Annotated in this window: 16 protein-coding genes; 15 read left to right on the plus strand and 1 reads right to left on the minus strand. The window is 37.7% G+C overall.

Annotated features, from left to right (window positions below; genetic code table 11):
- Window positions 1-408 precede the first annotated feature (408 nt).
- The 5 genes from JL102_RS19140 to JL102_RS19160 all read left to right on the plus strand — a co-directional run bounded on the left by JL102_RS19140 (window position 409) and on the right by JL102_RS19160 (window position 4,078).
- Window positions 409-1,353, plus strand: coding sequence for an alpha/beta hydrolase (locus JL102_RS19140; RefSeq protein ID WP_202246067.1), 945 nt, complete (start codon window positions 409-411; stop codon window positions 1,351-1,353).
- A 77-nt stretch (window positions 1,354-1,430) separates the two neighbouring features.
- Complete coding sequence (locus tag JL102_RS19145; RefSeq protein WP_202246068.1) at window positions 1,431-1,949, plus strand: YybH family protein; 519 nt, start codon at window positions 1,431-1,433, stop codon at window positions 1,947-1,949.
- A gap of 96 nt (window positions 1,950-2,045) precedes the next feature.
- Window positions 2,046-2,813: an SDR family NAD(P)-dependent oxidoreductase gene (locus tag JL102_RS19150; protein WP_202246069.1), complete on the plus strand. Its 768-nt coding sequence runs from the start codon at window positions 2,046-2,048 to the stop codon at window positions 2,811-2,813.
- 19 nt (window positions 2,814-2,832) lie between these two features.
- Window positions 2,833-3,123: a DUF3861 domain-containing protein gene (locus tag JL102_RS19155; RefSeq protein ID WP_202246070.1), complete on the plus strand. Its 291-nt coding sequence runs from the start codon at window positions 2,833-2,835 to the stop codon at window positions 3,121-3,123.
- 34 nt (window positions 3,124-3,157) lie between these two features.
- Window positions 3,158-4,078, plus strand: a complete 921-nt coding sequence (locus tag JL102_RS19160; protein ID WP_202246071.1) for a helix-turn-helix domain-containing protein — start codon at window positions 3,158-3,160, stop codon at window positions 4,076-4,078.
- A 148-nt stretch (window positions 4,079-4,226) separates the two neighbouring features.
- Here the strand turns inward: JL102_RS19160 and JL102_RS19165 are convergent, their stop codons facing one another.
- Window positions 4,227-4,505 (minus strand): hypothetical protein, encoded by a 279-nt coding sequence (locus JL102_RS19165; RefSeq protein ID WP_202246072.1) that lies wholly within the window; start codon window positions 4,503-4,505, stop codon window positions 4,227-4,229.
- A 319-nt stretch (window positions 4,506-4,824) separates the two neighbouring features.
- Here JL102_RS19165 and JL102_RS19170 point away from each other — a divergent pair, with 319 nt between their 5' ends.
- From JL102_RS19170 to JL102_RS19215, 10 genes are all read left to right on the plus strand, one after another.
- Window positions 4,825-5,727, plus strand: coding sequence for an NAD(P)H-binding protein (locus JL102_RS19170; RefSeq protein ID WP_202246073.1), 903 nt, complete (start codon window positions 4,825-4,827; stop codon window positions 5,725-5,727).
- Window positions 5,728-5,785: 58 nt separating this feature from the next.
- Complete coding sequence (locus JL102_RS19175; protein WP_202246086.1) at window positions 5,786-6,523, plus strand: SDR family oxidoreductase; 738 nt, start codon at window positions 5,786-5,788, stop codon at window positions 6,521-6,523.
- Between the two features lie 32 nt (window positions 6,524-6,555).
- Window positions 6,556-7,467 (plus strand): helix-turn-helix domain-containing protein, encoded by a 912-nt coding sequence (locus tag JL102_RS19180; protein ID WP_202246074.1) that lies wholly within the window; start codon window positions 6,556-6,558, stop codon window positions 7,465-7,467.
- 962 nt (window positions 7,468-8,429) lie between these two features.
- Window positions 8,430-9,227, plus strand: coding sequence for a PAAR domain-containing protein (locus tag JL102_RS19185; protein ID WP_237390672.1), 798 nt, complete (start codon window positions 8,430-8,432; stop codon window positions 9,225-9,227).
- A complete protein-coding gene (locus JL102_RS19190; protein WP_202246075.1) occupies window positions 9,184-12,468 on the plus strand; it encodes a toxin VasX in 3,285 nt (1,094 codons plus the stop codon). The genes JL102_RS19185 and JL102_RS19190 overlap by 44 nt, the downstream gene beginning before the upstream one ends.
- 18 nt (window positions 12,469-12,486) lie before the next feature.
- Complete coding sequence (locus JL102_RS19195) at window positions 12,487-13,173, plus strand: hypothetical protein (protein WP_202246076.1); 687 nt, start codon at window positions 12,487-12,489, stop codon at window positions 13,171-13,173.
- A gap of 48 nt (window positions 13,174-13,221) precedes the next feature.
- Window positions 13,222-13,908: a hypothetical protein gene (locus JL102_RS19200; protein ID WP_202246077.1), complete on the plus strand. Its 687-nt coding sequence runs from the start codon at window positions 13,222-13,224 to the stop codon at window positions 13,906-13,908.
- Between the two features lie 48 nt (window positions 13,909-13,956).
- Complete coding sequence (locus JL102_RS19205) at window positions 13,957-14,643, plus strand: hypothetical protein (RefSeq protein WP_202246078.1); 687 nt, start codon at window positions 13,957-13,959, stop codon at window positions 14,641-14,643.
- Between the two features lie 48 nt (window positions 14,644-14,691).
- Entirely contained in the window at window positions 14,692-15,378 is a 687-nt protein-coding gene (locus JL102_RS19210) for a hypothetical protein (protein WP_202246079.1), read from the plus strand.
- Between the two features lie 48 nt (window positions 15,379-15,426).
- Window positions 15,427-15,836 (plus strand): hypothetical protein (locus tag JL102_RS19215; RefSeq protein WP_202246080.1); only part of this gene is annotated, 410 nt, incomplete at its 3' end.

Consider the following 15,836-nt stretch of genomic DNA (forward strand, 5'->3'; position numbering starts at 1 on the left):
TTCATTTATGAAAATTTCATTGATACAAATAATTTGAATTCTCACATTTCGTTTTGGTTATATAAAAACTATTTCCTTCTGAAGCACCAATATCCCCTCTTGACTTTAAGTTATCAACATTGGATTACTACTAAAAGTTTTCCTGCAAATCAGTAACAAATGTTGATTATTAGGTTGAATCTAAGTTTTGAATACAACAATCATAGATTTGATTATGCCTAACTTTTCATTTATCCCAACCTTTGCTTCATAGAAACAAAAGAGCTCTAGAATATAGGTTCAAGATATTATTTGTTGACCTATGCAACATTTTTCTACGGCCACCACGGTACTTGAAAATATGCCTTACTCTTTAATGCAGTCTCTGGCAAAACCAATAATGAGACTTTAATTATAAACATTAAAAATATGTCTGATTCAAAAAAAGAAAATCTATCTGATTCTCAAATAGACGAAATTCTGGAAAATATGAGTGATGCATTTAAAAAACTGCCCCGCTCACCAATTCTATACAAACCTTCTGAAGTTGGTTTGTCTTACGAAGATGTCACATTCCCTTCTATAGATGGAGTTCCGATAGAAGGATGGTTTATACCATCCGAGGGTTCAGATAAGATGATTATAATCAATCATCCCATGGGCTTTACCCGTTCAGGTCTTCCTTCACATCTGGAACCTTGGAAATCAATCTGGCAGGCTAGCGGAAATGATATGGAAGTTAATTTTATGCCTGATTTAAAAATACTTCATGAGGCGGGATTCAATATACTAGCGTATGACCTGAGAAATCATGGCCATAGCGGTACAGGTAATGGAGGACTCATCTCTACCGGAATTTTTGAATCTAGAGATGTTCTGGGTTCAATTCGATATGTACGAGGAAGGCAAGGTACTAAACTCATGAAAATAGCCCTGTTTAGTCGTTGTTTGGGTGCTGATGCTACATTATACGCAATGAAGCAAAATCCTAGAGATTTTGAACAAATACGATGTCTTTTGGCGGCACAACCTTTAAGCGAAGAATATATTCTAACTAAACAATTAGAGCTAGTAAATATTCCTAAAAACCGCATTAAGGATCTAGATAATAAGATCACAATTAAAACAGGCTTTAGCATTGAAGATAGAAATGCTGGAAAATGGGCGAAAGATGTATGTATTCCCACTTTTATTTATCAGGTGCACGATGATTTGCTCACTGATCCTTATGACGTACAGGAAATGTACGATAACATTCCGATTAAAGATAAAAAACTTCAATGGATTTATAATACTACTGCACGCTGGGATGGTTACCTAGAATTTCAAAGAAGGCCTGAACCGATGCTACAATGGTTTGATGAACACCTGTAAATTTTAAATCACTAGTAATCATTCTTGACCACAAGAAAAATCAAAATAAATTAATTAATAAAACTAAATTTTATAGAATGAAAGACGCAACGGATGAATTATCAAATTTTAAGGATAACAAAATCTCCCAACCTTCAAGCATTAATGGCTTCGTAGAAAGTGAAAAGGAAAAGAAAATCATCTTGGAAAAGCGCGAAAAGTGGAGACAGGCTTTTGAGGCCAGAGATGTAGAGGCGATTATGTCTTATTATGTTGATGACATTTTATCGTATGACTTGATGGCACCAATTCAGTTTGAAGGTGAGAAAATGTGGAGAGATAACTGGATCAACTTTTTTAAATTCTTCCCAGCTGAAATTAAGATAACTCTAGAAGATCTAACCGTATTTCAGGAGGGAAATCTAGCAGCAATTCGTGGCCTTACAAGACTTACGGCAACAACCGCGGATGGAAATGAAGTTGATATGTGGGCTCGGGAATCTAATGTACTGCGTAAAATAGATGGTGAATGGCTAATCGTTCATGATCATATTTCTGTACCCATGGATTTTGAAAACGGTATGGCTTTAACAGACCTAAAACCCATTGGGGTTTAACTAAGTTAAGTAAGGAGTCTTAAAATAACTGCCCCAATATGACGGGGCAGTTTTAAAACATAAATGTTTTATTTTACTAATTAGCACCATATCAAGATGAAAAAAATATTTATTACGGGAGCAACGGACGGTCTGGGTTTTATGGCTGCCGAAAAACTTATAGAACAGGGTCATCAGGTGGTACTTCACGCAAGAAATAAAACCAAGGCGGAAATAGTCCATCAAAAACTTCCCAACGCAAAAGCTGTTGTCACCGGGGATCTTTCCAGCATATCCCAAACCTATAAAATCGCAGAAGCTCTAAACCGGCTGGGAACAATGGATAGCGTAATCCATAATGCTGGGGTTGGTTTTAAGGAACCATACCAAGAAACAGAAGACGCACTGCCTCATGTATTTGCAATAAATAGTCTTGCCCCTTACATTTTGTCGTGTTTGATTAATAAACCCAAACGGTTAATCTATACCAGTTCAGGTATGCATGAACAGGGAGATACAAAGTTGGAGGACTTATTGTGGGACAAAAAGAAATGGAATGCTGCACAGGCATATTCCGATACCAAACTACATAATATTTTATTGGCATTTGCAGTTTCCAAACGCTGGCCTGATGTATTTTGCAACGTCGTATCCCCAGGATGGGTGGCCACTAAAATGGGTGGTGCGCATGCTCCCGATGATTTGGAAAAAGCTCCCGAAACACAAATATGGTTGTCTTCTTCAGAAGAAAAAGATGTTCAAATTTCAGGTCAATTCTTATACCATAAGAGACCGAAAAACTACCTGTCGGCCGCTAATGATACCCAACTACAAGACAGATTTATAGATTTTTGTGAATCGTTAACCCTCATAAAAATTCCCTAACTGATAATCTTGTTAAATTATGGCAAAGAAAAATAATTCATACAGGCTTAATCTTGAAGCACTTTCCCTAAAAGAAGAAGGAATAGAGAAACCTTCCATTACGCTTGAATTTGAAAATCACGATGAAATATTTACTATTATAGAAAACCTAAAAGAGAAGAATCCTTTTGGAGGTAAAAATCAGGCTGTTGAGTTTGCTATAGGAATTAAGTTATTTGCCGAAGTAATGATTAGAAACAGACAACACTCACTGTTTGAAGATTTTTTTGTGGAGGTCAAGACTTTTATGAAAAAACTTAAAAGAATTTAGGGTATAAATTCATTATCTTCAGCTACTATGTACTATGTCAAGAGAACTTCATCCTATAAACACAATTCATCAATATCATAAAGTTCGTGGTTTGGGTAAACCACTCCATCCCCTCATTAGTATTGTTGATTATAGCCAATTAAAAGTATCTAAAGAGGATAATTTGAAAAGTTGGACCTACAATTTTTACACCATCTCATTGAAGCGGAATTTTGAATCTGCAATCAAAATGAACTATGGTCAGCAAGAATATGATTACGATGAAGGCATTATGTTCTTTATGGCACCGGGACAGCTTTTTAGTTTCGATGTAAATGAGGAAACTTCACACGAAAAATCCGGTTGGATGATCCTAATCCATCCTGATTTTTTATTGGGGACGACCTTGGCGAAGTCAATTAGAAAATATGAGTTTTTCAGTTATGCCACTCATGAGGCACTTTTTTTATCAGAAAAAGAAGAACAGCTTTTAAATACCATCATCGCTAATATAGAAGCAGAGTATCAATCTGTTATAGACAAGCACAGTCAGCAGATTATTGTGACACAATTAGAAACGCTTTTGGCTTATTCAAGTCGTTTTTACGAACGTCAATTTGCAACTAGGATACCTATGAGCCATCATATTCTGGAAAGGTTTGAAGAAATTATTAATGATTATTTTAAGGATGAAAAATATATTGAGCAAGGACTTCCATCGGTCAAGAATATTGCAGATCAATTGTATTTAAGCCCTAACTATTTAAGTTCCTTATTGAGGCACTTAACCGGGCAGACTACACAACAGCATATCCACGTTAAATTAATTAACATCGCTAAACAAAAGCTCTCTACCACAGATTTGTCTATAAGTCAAATTGCTTATGAATTGGGCTTTGAATATCCGCAGTCATTTAGCAATCTTTTTAAGAGTAAAACCAATATTTCTCCTAGTGAATTTAGGAAATCTTTTTAACGGACGAAACCCGTTAAGCAAGGATGTTAATTGAAAATAAATTGATTAATACAGGCAATTTCCAAAGGGAATTCTCTGGAGACCAATTAATGGGTAGTTAAAATTTTTATTTATATTCAAAAAAGGTATTTAAAGCGTGGAAAGAAGATTATTCATATTCTTTCCATTTCCTTAAGGGGCTGCTGGGTAAGCATTTTTCAAGTTGGCTGAGATTGGCTTCCAATAATAAAATCAGCGGAGAAAAGTTATTATCCAGTAAAGTACCTAAAGGTAGCAACCGACTAAAAATAGCTTTACGAAATGCAGCCAATTCCACTAGTAATATAAAAGACTCAACACCCCTCAGGGACTTTTTCAACATAATCAATTTCAGATAAGGCAAAGTCTCAGCATTGAGTGCCACGGCAAGGAAGCTGGCTGTGATCATTTGGAATATGGTTGTAAAGGTGAAACCCTATGAAAATCCAGACGGCTATTTGTATCTGGATCAGAAAAGAAAATTGGGTTTAGTAAAGCGGATTAAAAACAAATTGATAAATTCCAGTTGACTATTGAAGTATTGGGAATAGTAAATACCTCATAATAAATGTAATGTGTAGATGTCAGTCAAAATACAGAAAAAACTAGAACCTCTCTTGGTATTTTGATTTCATCCTCAATCTGACTACAAAAATCCTTAATTAGCACACACAGGCCAAATACCCCCCAGCGATATTTGTATCTCAAAATTTAAAGAAAATTGAAATATGAAAATTGTATTGACGGGTTCTTTGGGGCGTATTGGAAAGCCGCTCACTCAGCGTTTGGTAAAAAAAGGTCATTCAGTTACTGTAATTAGCAGTAAAGCTGAAAGGCAGGATGAGATAGAAGCGCTTGGAGCAACAGCCGCAATTGGCAGCATGCAGGATGTTGATTTTTTAACCACCACATTTAAAGGAGCCGATGCTGTGTATCTGATGATCGCCTGGGATGCTATTGGCAACATCTTCGATAAAAACATAGATTTTCCTACAGAATTCAGTCGTATTGCCAGCAAATATAAGCAAGCCGTAGAGCAATCGGGTGTAAAAAAGGTGGTGCACTTAAGTAGTATTGGCGCCCATACCGATGAAGGCATTGGTAGTCTCTCTGTGTACAAAGGTGTTGAAGGTGTCATGAATCAACTGCCTGAAGATGTGTCCATCAAATTTATGAGGCCGGTTGCCTTTTATCCTAATCTTTTCAGATTTATGCAAAGTATGAAAACCGATGGAGCTATTGTGCAAAGTTATGGTGGCGATACGAAAGAACCCTGGGTTTCACCGGTAGATATTGCAGATGCCATTGTAGAAGAACTTGAAAAGCCTTTTGAAGGTAGAAAGTTTCGCTACATAGCCAGTGATGAAGTTTCGCCCAATGAAGTGGCTGAGATTTTAGGAGAAGCCATAGGAAACCAGGATTTAACATGGAAAATAGCTCAGTCTGAAGAATTACTGAATGGTTTACTTGCCGCAGGCATGAATGAATGGGTGGCCAAAGGTTTTGTAAACATGCAAGCCGCTCAAGGAAACGGAACACTCTACGAAGATTTCTATAAAAATAAACCAGCACTTGGTAAAATCAAGCTTACAGATTTTGCCAAAGAATTCGCCTCAGTTTATCATCATTAAATTTAACAAACCTGAAATCGATGATTCACAAAATCGAATTCAAAATAATAAGCTAATGATTAAAAAAGCACTAATTACAGGGGCTAATAAAAGTATAGGATTTGAAACAGCGCGGCAACTTTTGCAACAAGGATATTATGTTTATTTAGGTAGCCGTAGTATTGAAAAAGGAAAGCTGGCCATCGAAAAATTGAAGAACGAAGGACTCACCAAAGCAGAACTTATTCAGTTAGATGTAAACGATTCTGCTTCGGTAGAAGCGGCAAGAATAGAATTGGGTAAAAAGACCGATGTACTGGATGTATTGATCAACAATGCGGGCATTAATGGCGGAATGCCTCAGGAGGCGTTGAATGCAAGTATTGAGCAGCTACAAAATGTGTTTAATACCAATTTGTATGGCGTGGTGAGGGTGACCCAGGCATTTATAGATTTATTGCAGAAATCAGAACAGCCTCGTATAGTCAATGTATCATCTAGCGGGTGCTCGCTGACGTTGCATAGCGACCCTACCTGGAAGTACTATGATCATAAATCTGCGGTGTATGCGCCATCAAAAGCGGCTTTAAATATGTACACCATTGCATTGGCTTATGAGTTAAAAGACAGCAACTTTAAGGTAAACGCCGTTTGTCCGGGATTTGTAGCTACTGATTTTAATGGGCACCGTGGCACCGGCACCATTCAGGAAGCAAGAACGCGTATCGCAAAATACGCCACCATTGGGAAAGACGGACCCACGGGAAAATTCTTTAGCGAAGAATATAATCCAGAAACAGGAGAATGCCCTTGGTAGAATTTCAGCCAAACAGATTGTAAATTTGTAGCATGAATAAAGAAGATAATAGCTTCAAAATATTTCAGTCTTTATCGGACTTGCATCGGGTGCTTGGCTTACCAAAGCCAATGCACCCGATGATAAGTTTCACAGACCTGAAAGACATTAAAGTCTTGCCGGAAGAGTTGGGTAATGCTTACATACTCAACTTTTATAAAATTTCGTATAAATCAGACCTTTGCGGACAGGCAAAGTACGGGCAGCATTATTATGATTTTGGCGAAGGCGGGTTGGTTTATACCGCGCCCAATCAAATTTTCGAATTAAACCATAATCCTAGCAATGGTTATTTATTACTGATACATCCCGATTTTTTCTTAGGTTACCCATTGGTCCATAAAATAAAACAATTTGGTTTTTTTAGTTATTCAGCCAATGAGGCGCTGCACATTTCAGAGCAGGAAAAGGACACCATATTTTCTGTTTTTAAGATCATAGACGAAGAGCTAAGAAATAGAATTGATGACTTTAGTCAGGATGTAATTATCTCACAAATAGAATTATTGTTGAATTATAGCAATCGATTTTATAAAAGACAATTTATAACTCGGAAAGCGGTAAATAACGACTTGCTACAGAAGTTGGAAGAAATACTGGATAATTATTTCAACACTGAACAAGCTTTAAAAAATGGTCTACCAACCGTGCAATTTATTGCCAAACAACTCAACATCTCTCCAAGTTATTTAAGCGACCTTCTACGCTCTTTAATAGGGCAAAGTGCTCAACAACATATACACAGTAAGCTGATTGAAAAAGCCAAAGAAAAGCTTTCAACTACAAATTTAACGGTGAGTGAAATAGCCTATGAACTGGGGTTTGAACAACCTCAGTCGTTTAGTAAACTGTTTAAGACAAAAACGAAACTTTCTCCACTGGAATTCAGGCAATCTTTTAACTAAATCAATAGCAGGCAAAACAAAATACCTCAGTTAGTCTATGATTATGGATTAGCTAATGATCACTATTGCCTCAGACACGGCATTATTATAGTATCTTCATCATTTTAGTGATATCTTGTTTGTGATGGTTTAAAATGAAAAGGTGTCAATTTATAGCATCAGCCACCTTCAGGCCCATCTCATGAATCATTACTCATCCCACTGGTCGTAGGTTAAGCGAGGCGGTCCTACGAACTATTATTTGCAAGAGCATTTGCTCGGAATAAGATCAGTGGACTGCTGGGGCTGCAATGCACTGTCAGTATTTCATGAATACAAGTTCGTGCTTAAAGAAAGGAATTTGAGCCGACGCTTAAGCAATATATTGGATAGTAGCGGATGCTACGACCAGTTGGGGCCGATTAGGTATAGTTAAATTTGAAAAAGTATGATTAGAATTAGGTTAGTTCAGGCCATCATCTATCTTTTTAGTATTTAGATTTCGACATTTATTGCAATATCGGGCAGAGGCCTTAAGCATACTGCTCACTGGGCCGTAGTCAAGAGATTCTGCAAGAATGTTGACCTTAAGCCTAATGATATGAAGCAGTATCACCATGCACAGCATGGCGAGAACGGGGGGAACTGGCGCAGTAGTCTTAGTTACTTTCTGGTTTCCCGCAATCTCTCGGCTGTTACTACCTGAAGACTATTGCTGAGACCTCTGGCTAGTGTAAGTTAAATCAACCTTCTTCTTCCTTCTCCAGTATTTTGGTTTAGGCCATTTCAATAAAACTTTTTATGCCTTTGTATTACATTTATACTTGAAATTATTAAATTTCAGGCTTGATTATTGAGATAATGTTCGTTTTTGAACGCTTATGATTCTAATAATCAATGGTTTATTAATGAAATATAGGAGTGATGCAGGCATATACACTATAGGTGATAGATAAGTATACCTAGCTATTGCTCCTTAAGAAATGAAGCAGAGCGTAAGCTCTAAGAAAATTATGGCAGGAAAACTAGCGGCAACAGTGGGAAGTAATCATACCTGTGCTATGTGTACTGGAACCACGCCTCACGTAGGTGGCCCAATAACCCAGGGAGAACCAAATGTTTTGTTTAACGGTAAGCCTGTAGCAACTATAGGCAGTATGTGCACCTGCGTAGGGCCTCCTGATATGGTGGTACAAGGAAATCCTACAGTTTTAGTGAATGGAAAACCGATTGCTTGTGTCGGAGATATGACCGCTCATGGAGGGGTAATTGTTTCTGGCGAAGCCAATATAATAGTAGGCAGTAGTACCCCTGCATCTCCTACTGCAGTGATGCCAATCAAAAAAATTCCCTTCCCGGAAATTACCATTACAAACAGGTTGACAGGTAATTCTGATGAAGCAATTGCCAACCAGGAAAAAATAAAAGAGCTCGCTGAAAATAATGAAGGACCACCGCAGATCTACAATTTACAATGGATTAAAGAGGAAAAAGTGGTTGCGTCTTCTAAAGTCTCAAAAGAGGTGACGTTGCGAGCTTCTGTTAACAATATAGCAGATGGAGAAAGGGTGGCCTTTAAGGTTAAAAAAATGGCAGAAGATATAAATAGCTCTTCAGGCGAATATGAAGAATTAGTGGAGGTTGCAGGTACTGTAAAGGATAAAATGGTGGAAGTGGTTTGGGAAGTTGACATTACTAATAAAGCGAAGAAGAAATCTAAAATTGAACCACACAACAATGACAAATTCCAAAGACAATATCCTGACTACGTTAAGCTTTGAATGTAGCTATGGGGACATAGTAACGCAGGAGGAGCCTAAAATGAAGATAAAAGAGCCTGGTGTTTATTTGCATTTTTTACGCTTTGGCTTGTTCGATAAATCGGTCGATCATACTGAACAGCAATATATTCAATACGACACTGACATTAGTGAAGAAGAAAAAATAGCTCAAAGAAAAGACGAGCAATTGCTCTTGCAATTAGAAGGACTAAATATCGAAAAAAGTATAGTCAAACAAGACAATACTCACGTAGCAACTCCTTCTCAGCAAGCACCTAATTCTAATAATGGAATTGATTCAGCCAATGTGGCAAAAACGATAGTGCTTGATGAAGTAGTAGTAAAAGGAAAAAGAGATAAGCTGGAAGGATTGCCCGAGCTAAAGAATTTTTATCATGCTAAAACCTCATTAAACGAGGGGTACATATACCTTATAAACAAAAATAATCTTAATGAATATTTTGAATTATATGTACATCCTGATGGTGTTTTACAACATATTAACTGGGACTATAGCAAAAATAAAGGTAAGGGTGGTAAGTTGCTGGATGTGCGGGTGCCTGATAGCAGCGCTAAAGAAGTTAGGGCTAAGAGAATAGATCCTCCAGGAAAAGAGCTGTGGGTGGCTTACTCCGCTACACAATGGTCTAGAGAATACCATAGTATGATGATAAATGATGAGGATTTGCGAAAAAAGCGCATGAAACTCATTAAGTGTGAAGCTATAAAAAAGGGAGAAGAAGGAAATAAACCAACAGAAGAACATGAAATAGCACCTGTACCTTATAATCAGATATATGCGGTATTTCCAGATAAGGAGGATACAAGAATAGGAGATATGCTCCAGGCTTGGGATGATATCCATCGGGAAGAAAAACAAGAAGATAAAAATGGTGATAATGACGAATACCAAGACTTGTTTTTTGTTTTAGATGATCCTATTGGAATGGCTCAAGATGTAGCGAATGTTTTAAACATAGCACATGATAAACACAGGGCCACGGTAGAGAGTATGCAAACCGGTGAAAGTGAAAGTGAAATATTCAATAGGCTACAAACAAAACCTGGCACTATGTCCGATTTTATTAGCACTGAATATGGCCAACAGGCAAATGCTCTTTTTACTAATGCGCTTACTTTACACAAATTTATTCATCAGAGCAATGAAGAGATTAAAGATAAGTTTGAGGACCATGTAGACTTTGATAAAATCAATAAAATTTTAGGGTTTGAATACCGGGCTAAACAGCGTGAGACCATAGCTGCTATACGTAAAGATTACCTGGAAATTATTAAAAGTGATTACTACAAAACTGCTTTTGTAGATGGGCAGCGGGGTAGCGATCAGGATACTTTTGAAAATCGCTCTATTATTGCTTCTCAGCTATCTTTATTAACAGAACACCCACAGCATAAAGATCGGTTTATAGACCCCAATTATGATTATAAGGGAAATGAAGATGCTGACTTTGATGATTTTATAGCGAATTCTGTTAATTCTGAGGATGAACATTTTCAGCTGTTTACTAAAGAAATTAATTTAGATGAAATTAGCCCTAGTAATAGATTATTAAATAGTGGGATTTCTCTTACTGTGGGAGCCATTAAATTATTAGAAGATGTAAGTACAGCTTACACACGGCATGCTTATTTGGTGGAGGATACGGAGATTATAGACAAAACAGTTAAAGCATTTAAAGATAGTAATGGCTGGAATATAAAAATTAACACAAAACAATTAGAGAAAGCGTTGTCTAAAGCTAATAAAGGGTTATTCCCCCAGTTGCTTGAGCAAGAAGGAGTGCGATTTGGCAACAAGGGAAGAATACTTAAGATTAGAACTTCTAAAACCCTGGCACAGCAGGCGGCTAAAGGTAAATCTATACAATTAACTACTCAGGGATTAGGGAGCAATACATCAAAACTGGTTAAAAATATTATAGATCACCCACGCTTTAGAAAATGGATGGCAGGAATAGAGCTTGTTAATACGGTTATTAAGGGTAAAGCTGCTTCCAATAGGTCATTAAAAGAGGGGGTTGGTTTTGTTGGGTCGCTTGCCAGTTTAACCGCTGCCGTTTTGGCGTACAAAGAAGCCTGTTTGAAAGCGGCCAGTGGTTCGGAAAAGACTATCATTAGCTTGGGTAAAGGGGGTAAGGTAGCGGGTCCGGTAGGGGGAGCAATATCTACAGCCATGATTTTTTCTGATATGGTAGATAGTTTAAAGGTTAATGATAATGATGCGTCAGTGGTTTTAGGGCTTTCTGGCCTAGTAAGTGCAGTATTGGTTGTTGATTCTGTTTTTCTTACTATCTCTTGGTTTAATGCAGTGGCTTCAGGTGGTTTGGCGGCAGCTGCAGGGACTTCCGGTATTTTATCTGGTGGTATTACTATTGCTTTAACTATAGCTTTATTTGCAGGGGTAGGTTTAGCTTTATACTTAACCGATAGCCCATTAGAAAAATTTATAAAAAATAATATATTAAGTAAAGAAAATCTTTGGAATAGTAACACTGCTGTACCCTATAGGTATGTTAAAGAACTCTATAGCAAAAGAGAAAAGTTGGTAGACACTGAGGTGGCACGTTGGCGTGATTTTGTAGTAGCTTCAGATGATTTATATGATATTTTAATAAGCTATAAGGTAGAAGATACCCCTTCTCTTTCTGATATCGTTGATCTTGAACAAAAGGAGGATCCTTCATATGGAGATAAAATTAAACACTTAATAAGGTCGACATCAGGACTTTTGCTTCAAGCTGCCAAAACATTTACTATTTCGGTGACTTTACGTAAATTTTATGACGATAAGAGTGAATTTAGGTATGCTTTAGCTTTCTTTCCTGAGGAGATAAAGACTCACCCTCAACAAAAACCTACCTTTTTGCTGAATACAAAAACAGAGCTGGATACTTCTAATGGTTTATATGCCTTAAAAATTACCTATAATTTGAATTCGAAAATTTTGAAATCAATAAAATTTGGATCTGAGTTTATATTTTTTAGTAATACCTTAATTCATGAAGAGTTTCATGAGTACTGGCCCAGTCAAAGAGGAGGTACACGTTATCATGCCTATAAATTTGATGCCGATTATAAAACGGCCGGTGTAGCCATAAGCCCTAGCACAGCAGGAACTTCACTAGGAATAATGTCCTCAGATTTGTTATCAGCCTATTTAGGTAAAAATGTTAGAGTAGGTACCGAAGAAGAGCTAGTTTTACCTGAAACCTGGAAATGAAGAACTATGCTAGGACACATGACCAAACGCATTTCTGCGTTACCTAAGAGAAATAGAAAAGATGTTGTAGGTGAAGACACAGATGTACTTGCTATAAAAGCCACGGATGTGGAGTATATTGAAAATAGAACTTATAAAGGAAAAGGAAAAGGTTTTAATTTTGATTGGATCTGGGGGGGAGGGATTCTCATCTTATTCCTTGTATTCAGACCATGGGAGGGAGGCCCACTGCTATATTTGTTTTTAGGTGTGAGTGCCGTATTAATTTTTGGATTTTTATATCATTATATAGCTCCCAAGAGGTACTTTATCGCCAATCGACAAACGGGTATGTTAAAACTTCCCACTTCGGAAAAGAAAGAAGCAATTTGGGTAGCTTTTGCTGATGGCTTCGGTTTTGAGAAAACGGTATATGCCAGTAGTTTTTATACCACTTTATATTTTATAACTAAACCAGAAATAAAGCCAGGACGGGTAATTGAATTAACTACTCTGGAAACAGAAGATTATTGGAACTTTATAGTATGGTATATGGATAAGAACAGGCCTTTACCACCCGGTAAGGCCTTTGATCCTTACCGTGAGCAAGACTTCGAGCGGAGAAAAGCGGCAGGTTTTCCTAAACCCTTATACCCAAGTAGTATTCCTACTCCTGAATTTACAGAAGCACAACAGAAAGAACGTAAAAGAATCGGGGGGTGGTAGAGATTTTATGGAGTTGATGTTGTTTGCAGGTTACCTATGCTAGGACACATGACCAAACGCATTTCTGCGTTGCCTAAGAGAAATAGAAAAGATGTAGTCGGTGAAGGCACAGGTATGATTGCCATTAAAGCTACGGAGTTAGAGTATATTGAAAATAGAACCTATAAAGGAAAAGGAAAAGGCTGGTCGTTAGATTGGCTCTGGGGGGGAGGGATTCTCATCTTATTCCTTGTATTCAGGCCATGGGAGGGGGGACCACTGCTATATTTGTTTTTAGGTGTGAGTGCAGTATTAATTTTTGGGTTTATATATCATTATATAGCTCCTAAGAGATACTTCATCGCCAATCGCCAAACGGGTATGTTAAAACTTCCCACTTCGGAAAAGAAAGAAGCAATCTGGGTAGCTTTTGATGATGGCTTCGGTTTTGAGAAAACGGTATATGCCAGTAGTTTTTATACCACTTTATATTTTATAACTAAACCCGAAATAAAGCCGAGCTTATCGTTTAGTTTAGCTCTGTTTGAAACAGAAGATTATTGGAATTTTATAGTATGGTATATGGATAAGAACAGGCCTTTACCTCCCGGGAAGGCCTTTGATCCTTACCGGGAGCAAGACTTCGAGCGGAGAAAAGCGGCAGGTTTTCCTAAACCCTTATACCCAAGTAGTATTCCTACTCCTGAATTTACAGAAGCACAACAGAAAGAACGTAAAAGAATCGGGGGGTGGTAGAGATTTTATGGAGTTGATGTTGTTTGCAGGTTACCTATGCTAGGACACATGACCAAACGCATTTCTGCGTTGCCTAAGAGAAATAGAAAAGATGTAGTAGGTGAAGGCACAGGTATGATTGCCATTAAAGCTACGGACGTAGAGTATATTGAGAATAGAACATATAAAGGAAAAGGAAAAGGCTGGTCGTTAGATTGGTTATGGGGAGGAGGTTTTCTCTTTTTTTTAATTGTGCTTAGGCCTTGGAGGGGAGGGATGGTGTTATATTGTTTTTTAGGATATTGTGCAATATTGATGTTTGGATTTTTATATCATTATATAGCTCCTAAGAGGTACTTCATCGCCAATCGCCAAACGGGTATGTTAAAACTTCCCACTTCGGAAAAGAAAGAAGAAATCTGGGTAGCCTTTGCTGATGGCTTCGGTTTTGAGAAAACGGTATATGCCAGTAGTTTTTATACCACTTTATATTTTATAACTAAACCCGAAATAAAGCCGAGCTTATCGTTTAGTTTAGCTCTGTTTGAAACAGAAGACTATTGGAATTTTATAGTATGGTATATGGATAAGAACAGGCCTTTACCTCCCGGAAAGGCCTTTGATCCTTATCGTGAGCAAGACTTCGAGCGGAGAAAAGCGGCAGGTTTTCCTAAACCCTTATACCCAAGTAATATTCCTACCCATGAATTTACAGAAGCACAACAGAAAGAACGCAAAAGAATAGGGGGGTGGTAGAGGTTTTATGGAGTTGATAATATTTACTGATAACCTATGTTAGGACACATGACCAAACGCATTTCTGCGTTGCCTAAGAGAAATAGAAAAGATGTAGTAGGTGAAGGCACAGGTATGATTGCCATTAAAGCTACGGACTTAGAGTATATTGAAAATAGAACCTATAAAGGAAAAGGAAAAGGCTGGTCGTTGGATTGGCTCTGGGGAGGTCTCATTTTCGTCTTTTTTCTTGCACTGAGGCCCTGGGAAGGAGGTGCGGGATTATATTATTTTTTAGGAAGTATTGTTCTTCCAATTTTTGGTTTTATATATCATTATATAGCTCCTAAGAGGTACTTCATCGCCAATCGCCAAACGGGTCAGTTAAAACTGCCTACTTCGGAAAAGAAAGAGGAAGTCTGGGTAGCCTTTGCTGATGGCTTCGGTTTTGAGAAAACGGTATATGCCAGTAGTTTTTATACCACTTTATATTTTATAACTAAACCCGAAATAAAGCCGAGCTTATCGTTTAGTTTAGCTCTGTTTGAAACAGAAGATTATTGGAATTTTATAGTATGGTATATGGATAAGAACAGGCCTTTACCTCCCGGAAAGGCCTTTGATCCTTATCGTGAGCAAGACTTCGAGCGGAGAAAAGCGGCAGGTTTTCCTAAACCCTTATACCCAAGTAATATTCCTACCCCTGAATTTACAGAAGCACAACAGAAAGAACGCAAAAGAATAGGGGGGTGGTAGAGGTTTTATGGAGTTGATAATATTTACTGATAACCTATGTTAGGACACATGACCAAACGCATTTCTGCGTTGCCTAAGAGAAATAGAAAAGATGTAGTAGGTGAAGGCACAGGTATGATTGCCATTAAAGCTACGGACTTAGAGTATATTGAAAATAGAACCTATAAAGGAAAAGGAAAAGGCTGGTCGTTGGATTGGCTCTGGGGAGGTCTCATTTTCGTCTTTTTTCTTGCACTGAGGCCCTGGGAAGGAGGTGCGGGATTATATTATTTTTTAGGAAGTATTGTTCTTCCAATTTTTGGTTTTATATATCATTATATAGCTCCTAAGAGGTACTTCATCGCCAATCGCCAAACGGGTCAGTTAAAACTGCCTACTTCGGAAAAGAAAGAGGAAGTCTGGGTAGCCTTTGCTGATGGCTTCGGTTTTGAGAAAACGGTATATGCCAGTAGTTTTTA

Source organism: Fulvivirga sediminis (assembly GCF_016757215.1).
Lineage (GTDB): Bacteria > Bacteroidota > Bacteroidia > Cytophagales > Cyclobacteriaceae > Fulvivirga > Fulvivirga sediminis.

What these genes read in the sequence shown, in the direction of transcription:
- JL102_RS19200 (WP_202246077.1), top strand. Translation starts at nt 13,222, where the DNA reads ATGACCAAACGCATTTCTGCGTTGCCTAAGAGAAATAGAAAAGATGTA.
- JL102_RS19185 (WP_237390672.1), top strand. Translation starts at nt 8,430, where the DNA reads ATGAAGCAGAGCGTAAGCTCTAAGAAAATTATGGCAGGAAAACTAGCG.
- JL102_RS19140 (WP_202246067.1), top strand. Translation starts at nt 409, where the DNA reads ATGTCTGATTCAAAAAAAGAAAATCTATCTGATTCTCAAATAGACGAA.
- JL102_RS19160 (WP_202246071.1), top strand. Translation starts at nt 3,158, where the DNA reads ATGTCAAGAGAACTTCATCCTATAAACACAATTCATCAATATCATAAA.
- JL102_RS19205 (WP_202246078.1), top strand. Translation starts at nt 13,957, where the DNA reads ATGACCAAACGCATTTCTGCGTTGCCTAAGAGAAATAGAAAAGATGTA.
- JL102_RS19150 (WP_202246069.1), top strand. Translation starts at nt 2,046, where the DNA reads ATGAAAAAAATATTTATTACGGGAGCAACGGACGGTCTGGGTTTTATG.
- JL102_RS19170 (WP_202246073.1), top strand. Translation starts at nt 4,825, where the DNA reads ATGAAAATTGTATTGACGGGTTCTTTGGGGCGTATTGGAAAGCCGCTC.
- JL102_RS19210 (WP_202246079.1), top strand. Translation starts at nt 14,692, where the DNA reads ATGACCAAACGCATTTCTGCGTTGCCTAAGAGAAATAGAAAAGATGTA.
- JL102_RS19165 (WP_202246072.1), bottom strand. Translation starts at nt 4,505, where the DNA reads ATGATCACAGCCAGCTTCCTTGCCGTGGCACTCAATGCTGAGACTTTG.
- JL102_RS19195 (WP_202246076.1), top strand. Translation starts at nt 12,487, where the DNA reads ATGACCAAACGCATTTCTGCGTTACCTAAGAGAAATAGAAAAGATGTT.
- JL102_RS19180 (WP_202246074.1), top strand. Translation starts at nt 6,556, where the DNA reads ATGAATAAAGAAGATAATAGCTTCAAAATATTTCAGTCTTTATCGGAC.
- JL102_RS19155 (WP_202246070.1), top strand. Translation starts at nt 2,833, where the DNA reads ATGGCAAAGAAAAATAATTCATACAGGCTTAATCTTGAAGCACTTTCC.
- JL102_RS19145 (WP_202246068.1), top strand. Translation starts at nt 1,431, where the DNA reads ATGAAAGACGCAACGGATGAATTATCAAATTTTAAGGATAACAAAATC.
- JL102_RS19190 (WP_202246075.1), top strand. Translation starts at nt 9,184, where the DNA reads ATGACAAATTCCAAAGACAATATCCTGACTACGTTAAGCTTTGAATGT.